The sequence below is a fragment of the Streptomyces yongxingensis genome (genome assembly GCF_055597465.1).
The window spans coordinates 10,473,852-10,488,886 of sequence record NZ_CM145717.1 but is presented as its reverse complement, the minus strand read 5'-3'; the positions used below and the strand labels follow the sequence as shown (position 1 = coordinate 10,488,886).

The following is a 15,035-nucleotide window of genomic DNA, read 5'->3' as shown; positions in this document are numbered from 1 at the left end:
CGGCTTAACGGCCTTCCAACCGCCTTCCAGCGGCTTCCAGCGGCCCTCAGCGCTCCTTGCGCGAGCGGTGGAAAAGCCACGCCGCGGGTACGAACCAGCAGATCACGAACCAGAGCAGGGCCGCGACCGCCAGCCAGAACGCGGTGGCATCGGCCACGACGACACGCAGGATCAGCAGCAGCGCCGACGCCACCGTGCACAGCAACAGCACCAGCCCGGCCACGGTGAAGCGGGAGGCCCAGTCCACCGTCTCCGGCTTCAGTCGGCGTCCGGTGACGATCCGGTGCAAGGAGACCGGTGCGATCAACGCGCCGGTGGCCGCCGCCCCCAGAAGGACGGTCACGACGTAGATGTCCCGGTCCACCTGGCCCAGGTCGTGGAAGCGCGGGGTGAAGGCGACCGTGAGCAGGAACGCGAACAGGATCTGCACGCCCGTCTGCGTCACCCTCACCTCCTGGAGCAACTCGGCCCACTTGCGGTCGGCCCGCTCCTCACGGGTCTCCTCACGGCCGGACCGAGCCTCACGGCCGCCGTTCCTCGGCGCTTCGTGGTCGTCGTGCATCAGCGTGGCCTCCTTCGCGTCCACCCCCGTGTTCCCAGCCAGTCCGAAAGGCGAACATCACCTGCGATCAGCGGCGCGAGCACGGCCGATCCATGCATCACCCAGGCCGTCAGGGGCACTCGGCCCTCAGTCAGTGGAAAGGAGAGAGACACCATGACCCACACCGCCGAAACCGGCGAGGCCACCGGCACGAAGGACAAGGACTACAACCTCGTCTGGTACGTCGAGGCATGTCTGAGCAACGCGCTGCGCATGGAGACCTACATCCAGGACGCGGAACGGGACAAGGACACCGAGGTCGCGGAGCTGTTCCGCAAGGCCCAGGCGGACAGCCGCAAGGGAGCGGAGCTGGGCAAGCAGCTCCTGAAGGCCCGCTTCGGCAGCTGATCCGCTGACGGAAAGATCTCCGACGGCCCCCGAGGGCTTGGCCCTCGGGGGCCGTGGCATGTCGCGACGGGGGCCACCGCTCGCGTGCACCCCGGCTCGCCTCAGGTCACCCCAGCACGGCGACCGCGAACGCGATGCAGAAGGTCACGAACAGCGCCACAAAGAGCCAAATGACGATCGTGGGGCCCTTCGACCAGCCCTTCGTGGGGTTGTACGTCTCGCGGGGGCCCGCTTCCGAGAGGCTGCCCTCGCCCGGTGGGGTCTCGCCCGGGGGCACTCCCACGCTCGGCCGAAGTCCGGGAGATCCGGGAGATCCGGGAGATCCGGGAGTCGCCGGGCTTCCGGGAGGCCCGGGAGTCGCAGGATTTTCGGGAGACCCAGGGCTTCCGGGAGGCCCGGCAGGCCCGGGAGTGCGGTCAGGGTGCGGGTTCTGCTGGTCCATGTCCGATGCGCTCCTTTCCGCCTGCGGCGCGCCGGCTCCCCCGGTCCGCCACCCTGTTCGAGGCGCCGTCCCCGGTGGACTCTTCCCACCATACGGCGGAAGAGAGGCCGGGCACGGCCGGACGTTCGCGGCACACCGTGAGCGTCACTGTCGCTCGGCGTTCGAGGCGGTGTCGGTGTGGAACACCAGCTGTCCGTCCGCGACCTCCACCCGGGCCCGGTCGCCGGATGAGATCTCGCCGTCCAGCAGCAGTCGCGACAGACGGTTGTCCACCTCCCGCTGGATGGTGCGGCGCAGCGGCCGGGCACCGTACGCGGGTTCGTGGCCGCGCCGAGCGATCCAGTCGACGGCCTCCGGGGCGAACTCCACGGTGACGTCCTGGGCGTGCAGCCGACGGCGGGTCTCCTCCAGCAGCAGATCGGTGATCTGGCGCAGATGCTCGTCCGTGAGCTGCCGGAAGACCACGATCTCATCGATGCGGTTGAGGAACTCGGGGCGGAAGTGCTCGCGCAGCGGCCGCAGGACGCGCTCGCGCCGGGCCTGCTCGTCCGTCTCGGCGTCCGCGGTTCCGAAGCCGAGGGCGCCACGCCCGCCGATGGCCTCGGAGCCGAGGTTGCTGGTCATCACGACGACCGTGTTGCGGAAGTCCACCGTGCGGCCGTGGGCGTCGGTGAGCCGGCCGTCGTCGAGCACCTGGAGCAGCGTGTTGAACACGTCCGGATGCGCCTTCTCGATCTCGTCGAACAGGAGCAGCGCGTAGGGGCGGCGACGCACCGCCTCGGTGAGCTGCCCGGCCTCCTCATGGCCGACGTATCCGGGTGGGGCGCCGACCAGCCGGCTGACGGTGTGCCGCTCCTGGTACTCGCTCATGTCCAGACGGACCATCAGGTCCTCGCTGCCGAACAGCGCCTCGGCCAGCGCCCGCGCGAGTTCGGTCTTGCCGACGCCGGTCGGGCCGAGGAAAAGGAAGCTGCCGATGGGGCGGCCGGGGTCGGCAAGACCGGCGCGGGAGCGCAGCACCGCCTCGGCGACGGCGCCGACGGCCTCGTCCTGCCCGACGACCCGCTCGGACAGGTGTTCCTCCAGGCCGAGCAGGCGCTGCTTCTCCTCCTGGGTGAGGCTGCTGACCGGAATCCCGGTCTGGCGGGAGACCACCTCGGCGATGTCCTCGGCGGTGACCTCCAGGCTCTGCCCGTCGTCGGGCTCGGTGCCGCCGTCGGGCTCGATCCGGCGGTTCAACTCGCCGATGCGGTCGCGCAGTTCGGTGGCCCGCTCGTACTCCTCCGCGGCCACCGCCTGGTCCTTGTCCCGGGTCAGCTGCTCGACCTCGCGCTCCAGGGTGCGGGTGTCGGTGCCCTTGGTACGCGAGCGCAGCCGCACCCGGGCGCCTGCCTGGTCCACCAGGTCGATGGCCTTGTCGGGCAGGAACCGGTCGGTGAGGTAGCGGTCGGACAGCTCCACGGCGGCGAGCAGCGCCTCATCGGTGAAGCGGACCTGGTGATGGGCCTCGTAGCGGTCGCGCAGACCGCGCAGGATCTCCACCGCGTCGGCGGCGGAGGGCTCCGGGACCAGAACGGGCTGGAAGCGCCGGGCCAGCGCCGCGTCCTTCTCGATGTGGCGGCGGTACTCCTCCAGTGTGGTGGCGCCGATGACATGCAGCTCGCCACGGGCCAGGGCGGGCTTGAGCATGTTGCCCGCGTCCATGGAACCGCCCTCGGCGCCGCTCCCGCCGGCGCCGACCACGGTGTGCAGCTCGTCGATGAAGACGATCAGCTCCTCGGAGTGGGTGCGGATCTCGTCGATGATGCCGCTCAGCCGCTCCTCGAAGTCGCCGCGGTAGCGGGTGCCGGCGACGACCGCGGACATGTCCAGGGCGACCACCCGGCGGCCCAGCAGGATGTCGGGGACGTCTGCCTCGGCGACGCGCTGGGCGAGCCCTTCGACGATGGCGGTCTTGCCGACACCGGCGTCGCCGATCAGCACGGGGTTGTTCTTGCCCCGGCGGGACAGCACCTCGACGGTCTGCTCGATCTCCTGCTCGCGGCCGATGACCGGGTCGATCCGCCCCGCGTGGGCGAGGTCGGTCAGATCGCGGCTGAACTTGTCGAGGGTGGGCGTGTTCTGCCGTCGGCCGGACTGCTGCCCGGCCGCCCTGCTGACCGGCGGCCGGCCCGGTGCGCTCTGCGGTCCGCCCTGGCCCGCCGCGGGGTCGAAGGGCAGGGAGTTGAGGATGCGGCCGGCCGTGGAGTCGTGGTTGGCGGCCAGCGCTCCGAGCACATGCTCGGGGCCGATGTAGGAGGCGCCGCTCGCACGGGCCAGTTCGTGTGCGTCCAGCAGGGCGCGCTTGACCGCGGGGGTGACGGACAGCTGGGTGCGCCGCGGCCCCTCGCCGCTCATCCGGTCGATCTCCGCGGCCAGCGCGTCGGTGTCGGCGCCCGCCCCCGCCAGCAGCCCCCGGGTCGGCTCGGTGGCCAGCGCCGCGCGCAGCAGATGCTTGGTGTCCAGATCGGCACTGCCGTGCTGGGCGGCGTAGGTGGCCGCGTCGGCGACGAGTTGCCGGGCAGGGTCGCTCATCAGGCGGCCGATGTCGATGTGGCGGAGGCCGGGGCGCGGTCCGCCGCCGAGGAATCGCGCCATGAATTCCTCGAACGGGTCTGGACCGAAGTCCCCCGGACCCATGAAACCGCTGCTCATGGCCTTCCGTTCCGCGGTCCCGGCCAGGTGTCCGGACCGGGCCCGCTCTCTTGACAGGCGTGATCCTTTCCGGGCGCGGGTGCCCGAGAGGCGCCCGTATTACACCTGCGGACGCCGTGGCACGGATGACCACGGCACACGAAGAAACACAGTCGGTCATCAACAGGCGGCACACCGTCACCGACGTCCTCGCGGTGCGACGTCCACCTTCTTGCGAGAGCCTGGAGACGGGGAGCGTGCCCGGCAGTCGCGCCGCACATCCGGGGTGACACCTGCACCTGCACCTGCACCTGCACCTGCACCTAGCGAGGAAGGCGGGCCGTGATGAGCGCTTCGGATACGCACGCCATGAGGCGGGGCCAGGGCGAGACGGCCCCGCCCTCGGCGATCAAGCTGAACATCAACGATCAGGTGCGGCAGCTCGAGGTGGATCCGCGGACCTCGCTGCTCGACGCGTTGCGCGAACATCTGCGCCTGAGCGGGACCAAGAAGGGGTGTGATCACGGGCAGTGCGGCGCCTGCACGGTGCTGATCAACGGCCGACGCGTCCTCTCCTGCCTGACACTCGCCGTGATGCACGAGGACGACGAGATCATGACGATCGAGGGCTTGGGCGATCCCGACCACCTGCACCCCATGCAACGGGCCTTCGTCGAGTGCGACGGCTTCCAGTGTGGCTACTGCACCCCCGGCCAGATCTGTTCGGCCGTCGGCATGCTCGCCGAGGTGAAGGCGGGCTGGCCCAGCCACGTCACCGCCGACGTGTCCTCGTCCCGGGTCGCGTTGACCGATGACGAGATCCGCGAGCGGATGAGTGGCAACATCTGCCGGTGCGCCGCCTATCCGAACATCGTCGCGGCCATCCGCGGCAGCGCGGAGGGAGGCACCGCATGAGGTCCTTCACCTACGAGCGGGCGACGGACACACGCGCCGCCGTCGCCGCGGTGGCCCAGCCGGGCGCGAAGTTCATCAGCGGCGGCACCAATCTGCTCGACCTGATGAAGCTCGACATCGAGTACCCCAGCCATCTGGTGGACATCAGCCGGCTTCCGCTGCGGGACATCGAGGAACCGCCGGACGGTGGACTGCGCATCGGCGCCCAGGCGCGGAACTCCGATGTGGCGGCCGATCCCCGCGTGCGTACCCGCTATCCGGCGCTGTCGGAGGCGCTGGTGTCGGGCGCGTCGGGCCAACTGCGCAACAAGGCGTCCACCGGGGGAAATCTGGTGCAGCGCACGCGCTGTCCCTACTTCTACGACACGGCCGCGGGCTGCAACAAGCGCAACCCCGGATCGGGATGCTCGGCGATCGGCGGGTTCAACCGGATCCACGCGATCCTCGGCGCGAGCGAGTCCTGCATCGCCACCCACCCCTCGGACATGGCCGTCGCGATGACCGCGCTCGACGCGGAGATCGAGCTGCTCCGGGCCGATGGGTCGGTGCGCCGCGTCGCCATCACGGACTTCTACCGGCTGCCGGGCGATACGCCGCACATCGAGACCGTGCTGGGTGACGACGAGATGATCACGGGCGTGCTCCTGCCCCCGCCCCTGCCGGGCCGCCAGATCTACCGCAAGGTGCGGGACCGGGCGTCGTACGAGTTCGCACTGGTCTCGGTGGCGGCCGTGGTCTCGGCCGACCAGGGAACGATCCGCGAGGCGCGGGTGGCGTTCGGCGGTGTGGCGCACAAGCCGTGGCGGTCCGTCGAGGCGGAGGACGCGCTGACCGACCGTCCGGCCACGATGGACACCTATCGCGCCGCCGCCGAGGCGGCGCTGCGCGGCGCGATAGGGCGGGGTGACAACGACTTCAAGATCGAGCTGGCCAAGCGCACGCTGTGCCGCACGCTGGCGCAGGCGGCCGGGGCGAGCTGAGGAGGCGAGATGATCGGGCAAGCTGTGAACCGCGTCGACGGCCCGCTGAAGGCCACCGGCCGCGCCGCCTACGCCTACGAGCACTGGGAGGCCGGTCAGCCGCTCTACGGCTTCATCGTCGGCGCGACGATCGGCAAGGGCCGCATCACCCGGATCGACACCGAGGACGCGGAAGGCGCGCCCGGAGTGCACCTGGTCATGACCTACCTCAACGCCCCGGCGCAAGGCCCCCGCGACGAGTCCATTCCCTTCGAATACTGGCGCGCCCAGCCGACGTTGACCGGCCCGGACATCCACTTCTACGGCGAGCCGGTGGCACTGGTCGTCGCCGAGACCTTCGAGCAGGCCCGGGACGCGGCCGACCTGGTCGAGGTCGAATACCGCGTCGGGCGGGGCCGTTTCGACTTCGGCGAGTTCGAGGACGACACCTACATCCCGAAGACGGTCAACGCCGGGCTCCCCACCGACACCGCGGTCGGCGATTTCGACGCCGGGTTCGCCGGTGCGGAGGTCAAGGTCGACCAGCAGTACACGACGCCGTACGAGTTCTCGATGCCGATCGAACCGAACGCGTCCATGGCGGAACCGCGCGGCGAGGACCTGGTCGTCTACGTCAGCTGCCAGATCACCGACGCGGCGCGGGACTCGGTCGCCAGCACGCTGATGATGGACCCGGAGCGGGTGCACATCGTCACCCCCTTCGTCGGCGGCGGATTCGGCTCCAAACTGGGCATCCATTCCGAGACGATCCTGGCGGCGCTCGCCGCCCGCACGCTGGGCCGGCCGGTCAAGGTCACACTGACCCGGCAGCAGGTCTTCCAGCTCGTGGGCATGCGCCCCACCTCGAGCCAGCGGGTCCGGCTGGGCGCGGGGCGCGACGGACGGCTGGCCGCGATCGCCCACGACGTCACCATGCACACCAACCCCGACGTGGAATACGCCGAGCAGACCGCCGCCACCGTCCGCAGCCTCTACGCCGCGCCCCACCGGCTGACCAGCCACCGGCTGACGGCGCTCGACCTGCCGCGCGGGTCGGACGTCCGCGCGCCGGGCGAGGCGCCGGGCATGCTCTCGGTCGAGTCGGCGATGGACGAGCTGGCCGATGCGCTCGGCATGGATCCGGTCGAACTGCGGATCCGCAACGAGCCCACCGTCGATCCCGAGCGGAACGTGCCGTACAGCGACCGGCACCTGGTGGAGTGCCTGCGCGAAGGCGCGCGCCGGTTCGGCTGGGAGAACCGCCCGGCCACGCCCGCGAGTGTGCGCGAGGGCCGGTGGCTGATCGGCTACGGCATGTCGGCCGCCATCCGGGGACACTTCCAGGGGCCGACGACCGTGCGGGTGCGGTTGGAGCCGGACGGCACCGCCGTCATCCAGACCGACATGACCGACATCGGCACGGGCACCTACACCATCCTGACCCAGGTCGGTGCCGAGGGACTCGGACTCCCGCTGGACCGGGTGCGGATCGACCTCGGCCGTTCGGATCACCCCTCCAGTTGGGGGTCCGGTGGCTCGTGGGGCGCCACCAATTCGTCCACCGCGGCGCACCGGGCGTGCGCGGCCCTGCGCACGAAGCTGCTGGACGCGGCCTGCGGCGACACACACTCCCCGCTGCACGGCCGGGACCCGGCGGACGCCGTGTTCTCCGACGGCGACGTGGCCATCGGTGGCGCGTCCGAGACACTGCGCGAGATCGTCGCGCGCCACCATCCCGACGGTGTGGAGGCGGAGGGCCAGACCCGCTTCATGGGCGACGATCCCAACTACTCGGACTACTCGATCAACACCTACGGGGCCCATTTCGCCGAAGTGGGCGTCGACGCGGACACCGCCGAGATCCGTCTGCGGCGGATGCTCAGCGTGTTCTCCGTGGGCCGTGTGTTCAACCCGAAGACGGCCCGCTCGCAGCTGATCGGCGGCATGATCTGGGGCGTCGGCGCGGCCCTCGAGGAAGAGGCCGTCGTCGATCCGCGATCCGGCGCCTTCGTCAACCGGGACTTCGCGGGGTATCTGGTGCCGGTCCACGGCGACATCCCCGCCGACATCGAGGCCGTCGTCCTCGAGGGGTACGACGACAAGGCCAATGTCCTCGGCGCGAAGGGCATCGGTGAGGTGGGCATCTGCGGATCCGGTGCCGCGGTGGCCAACGCGGTGTTCAACGCCACCGGAGTGCGTGTGCGGGACTTCCCCATCACGCTCGAGAAGCTGTTGCCCGGATTGCCGGCCATGGTCGCCTGACCCTCTGGGCACAGCGTGCCGATCGCACAGTGGCGGGGCGTAGCGTCGTCCCATGACGATCACCGACGAGACCCTCATACGGGTGCGGAGCGCGGCGGCCGCGGGCGACGCCCAAGCCGCGCTTCGGCTGGGGCGGTTGCTGTGCCTGACGGCAGCGGACCCGATCGAGCCCGGGGACGGCGAACCGACCTGGCCGGAAGAGCGGTGGTTGCGCGCCGCCGTGGAGGCACACCCCGATGATGTCGAGGCCCTGGCCCTGCTGACCGGGCGGCTTGCCCAGCAGATCTCCTACTGGGAGGCGTGTCTGGACATGAACCCCGACGTCATGACGTGGTACGGGGAGGACGAGAGCACCGTCGAACGGCGGCGCGTCGAGGCGGAGAAGCTGTACGCCCGGATACGGGCGGCCGGTCCCATCCGCCACGCGGGGGCCGGGCTGGACGAGTTGGCCGTGCTCCTCGGTGTCAGTGACAAGCCCGCGGCGGAGGACGCGTACAGCTTCTATGTGATGGAGGACGAGGCATGGAGCGGCTCCGTGCGGCATAGCGCGACCATCGTCGCGTCCGACGCCGATGAGATCCGCTGGGCCTGCGACAAGTGGTTCACCCTGTCCGGGGGCGGCATCGGTGGCGAACCCACCCTGACCGCCTATGTGGACGGCGCGGAAGTGGGCTCGGTCGGCCTCGGCCGGCACCTCGTGGACGGCGGCGTGGACTGGGACGCCGTCGCCGTACCCGGGCTTTCCGGTTTCCGGCTGCCCGCGGGGCTGCCGGTCCCGGGCCGCGGGCTTCATTACGGCTTCTCCGGGGGAGCCGAGTAGTAGGTCGGCGAGGCGGGTGGGAGAGAGATCTGATGGACCAAGGACTCGCGGCGTTCTTCGCCGGCATGACGGCCCTTGTCGGCGCCCTCATCGGTGGCGGCTTCTCGGCGCGGGCGGCGCGTATCGGCGGTGAGAAGACCGTGGAGGCAGCGCGTCAGCAGGTGAGGGACCAGGCGCGGGCGGAGTCGAAGCGATGGCTCCTCCAGGCCCGGCATGACGCCTATCAGGTGATCTTGGGGGCCATCGACGCCTACGTGGACGCCCTCATCCTGCCCACGGCGGAAGCAGCGGCCACAGAGGCGGCGAAGCAGCGGTTCCGCTCGGCCGAATTGCGGGTCAAAGTGGTGGGCCCGGAGGCGGTCCGCAACGCGGCCCACGAGTTGTCACTCACCTTCATCGGCGTGCAACGCGTCCTCGACGACGGTGAGCCGATCGAGTCGTGGATGGCGCGAAGGATCGAGGAACGGCACAGCGCCTTCGTCGAGGCCGTCACCGCCGTGTACGCGTGGGAGCCCGACGCCGCGGGCGACGTCCCGTAACGGCCCACCGTGAACGCCTCGATCAGCCCGTGGGTGGAGACCAGCAGCCCGCCCAGCAGCGGGCCCGCCGAGGCCGCGATCCCCGCGATGGAGCTCCACACCCCGAAGGCCCGCGAGCGGGCGGCCGGAGCCGGCGTCGGTGATCCATCGGATGCCGGTGAGCGAAGCCGACAGCGATACTGGGGACGTGGCCCATACGCGCGAGGACCCGCGGTCCCTCCCCACCCAACCGCGGCCCTATCTGGAAGAACTCGTCCGGCGCACCCGCACGGTGTGCGGGCCCCATCTGGTGAGTGTCCTCGCGGTCGGTTCCCTCGCGCTCGGGGACTACCGGCATGGGCGCAGCGACGTCGATGTGACGGTCGTCGTGGAGCCGTCACTGCCCGGTTCGGCCCTGCACGACCTGGCCGGGGCCCTCGCCCACTCCCGTCTGCCCTGCCCGGCGGCGGGGCTGGAACTGGTGGTCTACGGAACGGATTTCGTCCGCCGCCCCTCCGGCGCGGCCGGATACCTTCTGGACCTCAACACCGGCCCGCTGCTGCCGAACCGGGCCAGCTTCGACGCGGGGCGGTCCCCGGCGTTCTGGTACGCCATCGACCGCTCCGTGGCCCACCAGACCGGGCTGACGCTGTTCGGCCGCCCGGCCCGGGAGGTGATCGCCGCACCGGACCGCCCGGATCTGCTCGCCGCTATCCGCGTCTCCGTCCGTGAGCACAGCGACGGCGAAGGTCACCTCTCGGACAACCGCGTGCTCAACGGCTGCCGCTCGGTGGTGTTCTGCCGTACGGGCCGCTGGATGGCCAAGCGTACGGCGGCGCGGGAAGTCGCCCTGGCCGAGGAGGAGTTCCGGCCGCTCATCGAGGCCGCGGTGCGCAGCTTCGAGCGCCCCCGCGCCTCCGCGATCCCGCTGCCGACCGCCGAGGTGCGGGCCTTCCTGTCCTGGGTACGCGCACGGGTCGAGCAAACCGCCCGCGCGGCCGGGGCCTGAGCGGAGTCTCGGCTTGAGCCTCGTGCTCAGGGCCGCAGCAGGATGCGGATCGGGTTGCCCTCCCGCTCGCGCAGCCGGCGGATGCCCTCGTTCACGTCCTCCAGGGGAAGGATCGCGCTGACCGATCCGGAGATGTCCAGACGGCCCCGGGCGGTGAGTTCGACCAGGTCCTCCAGATGCTCCATGCGATACCCGATGTGTCCGATCACGGTGTGGCGGCTGCGCACGAAGTGGAGCTCCGGGCCCACGGCCAGAGGGTCGGGCGAGATCCCGACGAGCACCAGGCGGCCCCGGTGTCCGAGGGCGCGCTCCGCCTGAGTGAAGGAGGGCGTACGGCCGACGCAGTCGAAGGCGACGTCCAGACCCTTGCCGCCCGTGATCTCCTTCAGCCGGACCTTGGTGTCACCGTCCGTCGGGTCGAGCGCGAAGTCGGCGCCCAGGGCGAGGGCGCGCTCGCGGGCGGCGGGCAGGGGGTCGAGGGCGACGATCGGGGAGGCTCCGCAGATGCGGGTGAGCTGCACGAGGTGGGTGCCCAGACCGCCCAGCCCCCAGATGCCCACGGATTCGGCGGACCGCAGCTGGGCGGTGTCGATGGCGCCGTACGGGGTGGAGACGGCGTCGGCGAGCACGGCGGCGTGTTCCAGGGGTACCGAGTCGGGCACGGCGATGAGTGTGGTGGCATCGGTCAGGACGTACTCGGCCCAGGCCCCGTCGTAGTGGAAGGCCATCACCTGGAGGTCCTCACAGGTGTTCGTGCCACCGCCGAACCGGCAGGCGGGACACGTCCCGCACGCCTTCCCCGCGCCCAGGACCACCCGGTCGCCCGCCTTCCAGTGCCCGGTGCCGTCGCCGACCGCCGCCACCACACCCGACGCCTCGTGCCCCGGGGTGACCACCGGCAGCCGGGGCGGGATATGGCCGTCGAGCTGGCTCAGGTCCGACTGGCAGATGCCACACGCGGCCACCTTGACCACGACCTCGCCCGCTCCCGGCCGGGGCACCGGCACATCCTCGACCTTCAACGTGCCCGCTGCCGTGTCGAACCGCGCCGCGCGCATCGTGGCCGGGAGAGCGTCCACCACCGCGCCTGCCGGTGAGTCCGCGCCAGTGTGTATCGGTCGTGCGTCCAAGGTCATCCGTGGTTCCTTTCACGTGCTTGGCCGGTTGGCGGCGGGCCGATCACCATGCCGGTCCGGGACGGCGGGTGATCATGATGCCGCACGCAGTCTGCCGTATGCACCCGCAGGGTGTATTCATCGCGTGTGCGGGGCCGTTGAGGGCCGCGAGCGACCGACGTGGGCGGCACGGATCGCAAGGACAAGGCGGAGGACGAGGGTCGCGGCACCGGCGGCCGCCGCGACACATAGGGAGACGAAGATGTCGGGCACCCAGTTGATGAGCTGTTCCGGGCTCATCCGGCCCACGGCCCAGGCCAGGGCGGCGCACGGCAGCCCGCCCGCCACGCACCACACGACGGTCAGGATGGTGCGGCGCGGCCAGGAGCCGGGCGTGGCGGGGCGGCGTAGGAGCAGGGCCGAGCGGACAGCCGTCAGGATCAGGGCCATGGCGCACGCGGTGGCGCCGAAAACCGTCCAGTAGTACGGGGACGCGAAGGTGGTGCTCGTGGGTGCCCGGCCGCCCGCGAGGATCCGTGCGGCACCGAAGCCGACCTGCATGACCGCCTCGTCATGGAGGAGCCCGTAGAGGTTCTGCTGAAGGACGATGGCGATGTCGCGCTTCGGCAAGAGGAACAGCATGGCCGAGTAGCCAGGAGTGGCGCCCGTGTGCCAAATGGCGCCGTCGAGTGGCGCGTCCAGCCCGCCGACCCGCCAGCCCAATCCGTAGCCCGTCGAGGTGCCGGTGGGCCAGACCCTGCCTGCCTCACGCATCAGCCTTACGGATTCGGGGGTGAGGACGGTCTCACCGTCGGCGGTCTTCCCGCCGCGGAGCTGCAACGCGGCGAAGGCGGCCAGGTCGTGCAGGTCCCCGCCCAGGTAGCCGTAGCCCGCGCCGTGGTCGTCCACGCCGTCAGCGATCGCGGTCGGCACACCCCACAGGAGCTGGTGTCCCGGGGGCAGGCTCTGGTTGCGAGCCGACGCCTGGTCGGCGATGGCATCGTCCATGCCCGCCGGGGCGAACACGGACCGCCTGAGGTGGTCTGCGAAGGAGCGCCCCGTCACGGCCTCGACCACGGCGGTCAGGACGAGGTAATTGGCGCTGCTGTAGGCGTATGTGGCGCCGGGCGGGCCGACCGGTCGCACGCTGTCGAGGGCGCGTATGCGCTCCGCCGGGCGGGGGCAGCCGGCGTCGAAGCAGTCGGTGACTTCGAGGGTGGCCGACTCGGGTATGCCGGAGGTCTGGTTGAGGAGGTGGCGGACCGTGACCTTGGACGCGCGCGCGGCGCCTCCGAACCGGAAGTCCGGAAGGCGGTCGACGACCCGGTCGTCGAGGCGGAGCCGTCCGTTCTGCACGAGGACCATCACACTGGTGGCGGCGATCGGCTTGGCGACCGAGCCCCACAGGAAAGGCGTTTCGGCCGTGACGCGCCGTCCGCGCCCGTCGGTTCCCCAGGATCGCCGATGGACCGGCCCCTCGGGGCCGACCACCGCGTATGAGATCCCTGGTGCGTGGGTGGCTTCCATCCGGTCTCGGATGTAGTCGTCGATGGCGGCGTAACGGCCGGGCCGGTCCGAGGCCGTGTGGACGGAAGCCGTGGCGGCAGGGGCAGCGGGCATGGACAGCAGCAGCCCGAGCACCAGGACCACAGTGCTCGCGGCCGCGCGCCGTAAGCGGAGGCGCATGGGGTTCCTCACCGTTTCCTCCAGAGGCGGGGCGAATAACCGTACGGTGATACGGTTATTACCGTACGGTGATACGGTTATCAAGTGCCGAGGACCGCCGACCATGACGAGCGCCGACAACAGATCGCCCGCAGCGTCTGTGGGCTCATCTCGGAACAAGGGCTCGACGCCGTCACCATCGCCCGTACCGCCGCCGCGGCCGGGATGTCAGTCGGGCTGGTGCAGCACTACTTCCGCAGCAAGGACGAGATGCTGCTGCACGCCTTCCACGAGGTCAGCGCCGCCATCCGGAGCCGGGCCGACGAGCGGATCCGGGCCGGGGCCGAGCACCAGCAGCCCATCTCACACGTACTGGCCGAGGCGATGGCCGAGTTCATCCCCCTGGACGAGACGCGCCGCGCCGAATTCCGGGTCACCAGGGCGTTCGCCGGCCGCGCCCTGGACGCCCCCGCCCTCGCCGACGTCGACATCGAGACGGGCCGGCGGTTGCGCAAGGACATCGCCCAGGCCGTCCGCAACGGCAAGGAGTGCGGCGAGGTCGCGACGGACCTGGATCCGTGGCCCGTGGCCGTTCGCCTCGCCGCGGTGACGGAAGGGCTCGCGCTGCAGGTTTACCGCGATCCCGCCGGGGTGGACGGGGTGTCCGCGGCTGAGTTGTCGGCGTCGGTGATCGCCTCCGAGTTGGCCACCGTCTTCACTGGGGAGTGCCGCCAGTACGCGCAGAGGGCCAGAGCGTGATCGCGCTCGGCCCGGAGGCGCGTTGTCGCAACGCCACGTCTGGCTGACAGGGCGTCAGAAGGCGGTCGGCGAGTGGCCACAGGCCCGGCTCGGCCACGGGATCAGTCTCCACGTGGCATTCACGCGGATGTACCATCCAGCACCAACGTGCAATGTGCCCAGATGAGGGAGCTCGCAGTGGACACTCCTGTCGATAGTGCCAGCTTGAAGTCCCAGTACGCGGCTCAGGTCGCGACCGATCTGGAACGCAACTCCGCCGAGCACGAACGCCTCAGCTCCGAAATCGCGGCACTGCGAGAGCAGTTGGCTGTACTGGAAGACAACCGGGCGCTTCTGCTCAGCATGCGGCAGACCCTTGGTGGCGACGCCGCCGGTGACGCGACGACGGAGAACGGTGGCGTCAGTGACTCCGGGGATGGTTCGTCCGCGCAACGAGAGGTCGCGACGCTGTCCGCCACGCGCAAGGCGAGGAAGAAGGCCGACGCGGCCGGTGGCAAGCGGAAGCGGACGGAGTCGGGCGGGCGCCGTCCGCGTCGTCAGCGGGTGCGGGAATCGGGGGTGCCCACGCTCCGGGAGCTGGTGCGTGATGACCTCGCCCAGCACGGCGAGCCCCGTTCGGCGGCCGAGGTCACCGCCGCGCTGAGTCAGGCGCTTCCGGAGCGCGAGATCAAGCCCACGGTCGTGCGCAGCACTCTCGAATCGCTTGTCGCCAAGGGGCAAGCGCACCGCACCAAGCAACAGAAGTCCGTCTTCTATTCGGCTGTCACCACGGACGCGGCCAGCGCGGACGCGGCCGCCGACGCGGGCGAGCCCAGCGAGGCACGGGCTTCCTGAGATGCCGCGGACGGCGAGGTGTGCTGTTCCTTTCACCGGCTCGGTGGCCTCGCGCGTGTGTGGTCTTCAGCGCAGGTGACGGGCGGCGCGGGCGACACCGTGAGCGTCGAGCGTC

At 70.9% G+C, this 15,035-nt stretch carries 14 protein-coding genes; 9 read left to right on the top strand and 5 right to left on the bottom strand.

Annotated features, from left to right (window positions below):
* Nucleotides 1-46: 46 nt before the first annotated feature.
* Entirely contained in the window at nucleotides 47-562 is a 516-nt protein-coding gene (locus ACZ6TD_RS44370) for a DUF6328 family protein (RefSeq protein WP_471347417.1), read from the bottom strand.
* 153 nt (nucleotides 563-715) lie between these two features.
* On the opposite strand from ACZ6TD_RS44370, the gene ACZ6TD_RS44365 reads away from it, so the two are divergent.
* A complete protein-coding gene (locus ACZ6TD_RS44365; protein WP_344315895.1) occupies nucleotides 716-949 on the top strand; it encodes a hypothetical protein in 234 nt (77 codons plus the stop codon).
* A gap of 106 nt (nucleotides 950-1,055) precedes the next feature.
* Here the strand turns inward: ACZ6TD_RS44365 and ACZ6TD_RS44360 are convergent, their stop codons facing one another.
* Together ACZ6TD_RS44360 and ACZ6TD_RS44355 are read right to left on the bottom strand one after the other, a co-directional pair.
* Complete coding sequence (locus ACZ6TD_RS44360; RefSeq protein WP_470014693.1) at nucleotides 1,056-1,232, bottom strand: DUF6480 family protein; 177 nt, start codon at nucleotides 1,230-1,232, stop codon at nucleotides 1,056-1,058.
* A 303-nt stretch (nucleotides 1,233-1,535) separates the two neighbouring features.
* Entirely contained in the window at nucleotides 1,536-4,085 is a 2,550-nt protein-coding gene (locus ACZ6TD_RS44355) for an ATP-dependent Clp protease ATP-binding subunit (RefSeq protein ID WP_471347414.1), read from the bottom strand.
* Between the two features lie 324 nt (nucleotides 4,086-4,409).
* On the opposite strand from ACZ6TD_RS44355, the gene ACZ6TD_RS44350 reads away from it, so the two are divergent.
* The 6 genes from ACZ6TD_RS44350 (at nucleotide 4,410) to ACZ6TD_RS44325 (ending at nucleotide 10,547) form a co-directional block, all read left to right on the top strand.
* Nucleotides 4,410-4,979, top strand: coding sequence for a 2Fe-2S iron-sulfur cluster-binding protein (locus tag ACZ6TD_RS44350; RefSeq protein WP_471347412.1), 570 nt, complete (start codon nucleotides 4,410-4,412; stop codon nucleotides 4,977-4,979).
* Nucleotides 4,976-5,959, top strand: a complete 984-nt coding sequence (locus ACZ6TD_RS44345; RefSeq protein ID WP_471347410.1) for an FAD binding domain-containing protein — start codon at nucleotides 4,976-4,978, stop codon at nucleotides 5,957-5,959. The genes ACZ6TD_RS44350 and ACZ6TD_RS44345 overlap by 4 nt, the downstream gene beginning before the upstream one ends.
* 9 nt (nucleotides 5,960-5,968) lie before the next feature.
* On the top strand, nucleotides 5,969-8,200 hold the full coding sequence (locus ACZ6TD_RS44340; protein WP_471347408.1) for a molybdopterin cofactor-binding domain-containing protein: 2,232 nt from the start codon (nucleotides 5,969-5,971) through the stop codon (nucleotides 8,198-8,200).
* A 52-nt stretch (nucleotides 8,201-8,252) separates the two neighbouring features.
* Nucleotides 8,253-9,020, top strand: a complete 768-nt coding sequence (locus tag ACZ6TD_RS44335) for a hypothetical protein (RefSeq protein WP_471347407.1) — start codon at nucleotides 8,253-8,255, stop codon at nucleotides 9,018-9,020.
* Between the two features lie 32 nt (nucleotides 9,021-9,052).
* On the top strand, nucleotides 9,053-9,559 hold the full coding sequence (locus ACZ6TD_RS44330; RefSeq protein WP_471347405.1) for a hypothetical protein: 507 nt from the start codon (nucleotides 9,053-9,055) through the stop codon (nucleotides 9,557-9,559).
* Nucleotides 9,560-9,746: 187 nt separating this feature from the next.
* Nucleotides 9,747-10,547 carry an aminoglycoside adenylyltransferase domain-containing protein gene (locus tag ACZ6TD_RS44325; protein ID WP_471347403.1) on the top strand — a complete coding sequence of 267 codons (801 nt, stop codon included), beginning with the start codon at nucleotides 9,747-9,749 and terminating at the stop codon, nucleotides 10,545-10,547.
* Between the two features lie 26 nt (nucleotides 10,548-10,573).
* Here ACZ6TD_RS44325 and ACZ6TD_RS44320 read toward each other — a convergent pair whose 3' ends face one another.
* Together ACZ6TD_RS44320 and ACZ6TD_RS44315 are read right to left on the bottom strand one after the other, a co-directional pair.
* The gene (locus tag ACZ6TD_RS44320; RefSeq protein ID WP_471347401.1) at nucleotides 10,574-11,626 is read right to left on the bottom strand and encodes a zinc-binding dehydrogenase; all 1,053 of its coding nucleotides are present in this window, start codon (nucleotides 11,624-11,626) and stop codon (nucleotides 10,574-10,576) included.
* Between the two features lie 174 nt (nucleotides 11,627-11,800).
* A complete protein-coding gene (locus ACZ6TD_RS44315; RefSeq protein WP_471347399.1) occupies nucleotides 11,801-13,348 on the bottom strand; it encodes a serine hydrolase domain-containing protein in 1,548 nt (515 codons plus the stop codon).
* Between the two features lie 84 nt (nucleotides 13,349-13,432).
* Between ACZ6TD_RS44315 and ACZ6TD_RS44310 the strand changes: the two genes are divergently transcribed.
* Both ACZ6TD_RS44310 and ACZ6TD_RS44305 read left to right on the top strand, forming a co-directional pair.
* Complete coding sequence (locus ACZ6TD_RS44310) at nucleotides 13,433-14,086, top strand: TetR/AcrR family transcriptional regulator (protein ID WP_471347398.1); 654 nt, start codon at nucleotides 13,433-13,435, stop codon at nucleotides 14,084-14,086.
* A gap of 177 nt (nucleotides 14,087-14,263) precedes the next feature.
* Nucleotides 14,264-14,920: a hypothetical protein gene (locus tag ACZ6TD_RS44305; protein WP_471347396.1), complete on the top strand. Its 657-nt coding sequence runs from the start codon at nucleotides 14,264-14,266 to the stop codon at nucleotides 14,918-14,920.
* Nucleotides 14,921-15,035 lie beyond the last annotated feature (115 nt).

Bases quoted from the DNA above. Each gene is read 5' to 3' on its own strand.
- ACZ6TD_RS44370 (WP_471347417.1), bottom strand. From the start codon at position 562: ATGCACGACGACCACGAAGCGCCGAGGAACGGCGGCCGTGAGGCTCGG.
- ACZ6TD_RS44365 (WP_344315895.1), top strand. From the start codon at position 716: ATGACCCACACCGCCGAAACCGGCGAGGCCACCGGCACGAAGGACAAG.
- ACZ6TD_RS44355 (WP_471347414.1), bottom strand. From the start codon at position 4,085: ATGAGCAGCGGTTTCATGGGTCCGGGGGACTTCGGTCCAGACCCGTTC.
- ACZ6TD_RS44350 (WP_471347412.1), top strand. From the start codon at position 4,410: ATGAGCGCTTCGGATACGCACGCCATGAGGCGGGGCCAGGGCGAGACG.
- ACZ6TD_RS44345 (WP_471347410.1), top strand. From the start codon at position 4,976: ATGAGGTCCTTCACCTACGAGCGGGCGACGGACACACGCGCCGCCGTC.
- ACZ6TD_RS44340 (WP_471347408.1), top strand. From the start codon at position 5,969: ATGATCGGGCAAGCTGTGAACCGCGTCGACGGCCCGCTGAAGGCCACC.
- ACZ6TD_RS44335 (WP_471347407.1), top strand. From the start codon at position 8,253: ATGACGATCACCGACGAGACCCTCATACGGGTGCGGAGCGCGGCGGCC.
- ACZ6TD_RS44330 (WP_471347405.1), top strand. From the start codon at position 9,053: ATGGACCAAGGACTCGCGGCGTTCTTCGCCGGCATGACGGCCCTTGTC.
- ACZ6TD_RS44315 (WP_471347399.1), bottom strand. From the start codon at position 13,348: ATGCGCCTCCGCTTACGGCGCGCGGCCGCGAGCACTGTGGTCCTGGTG.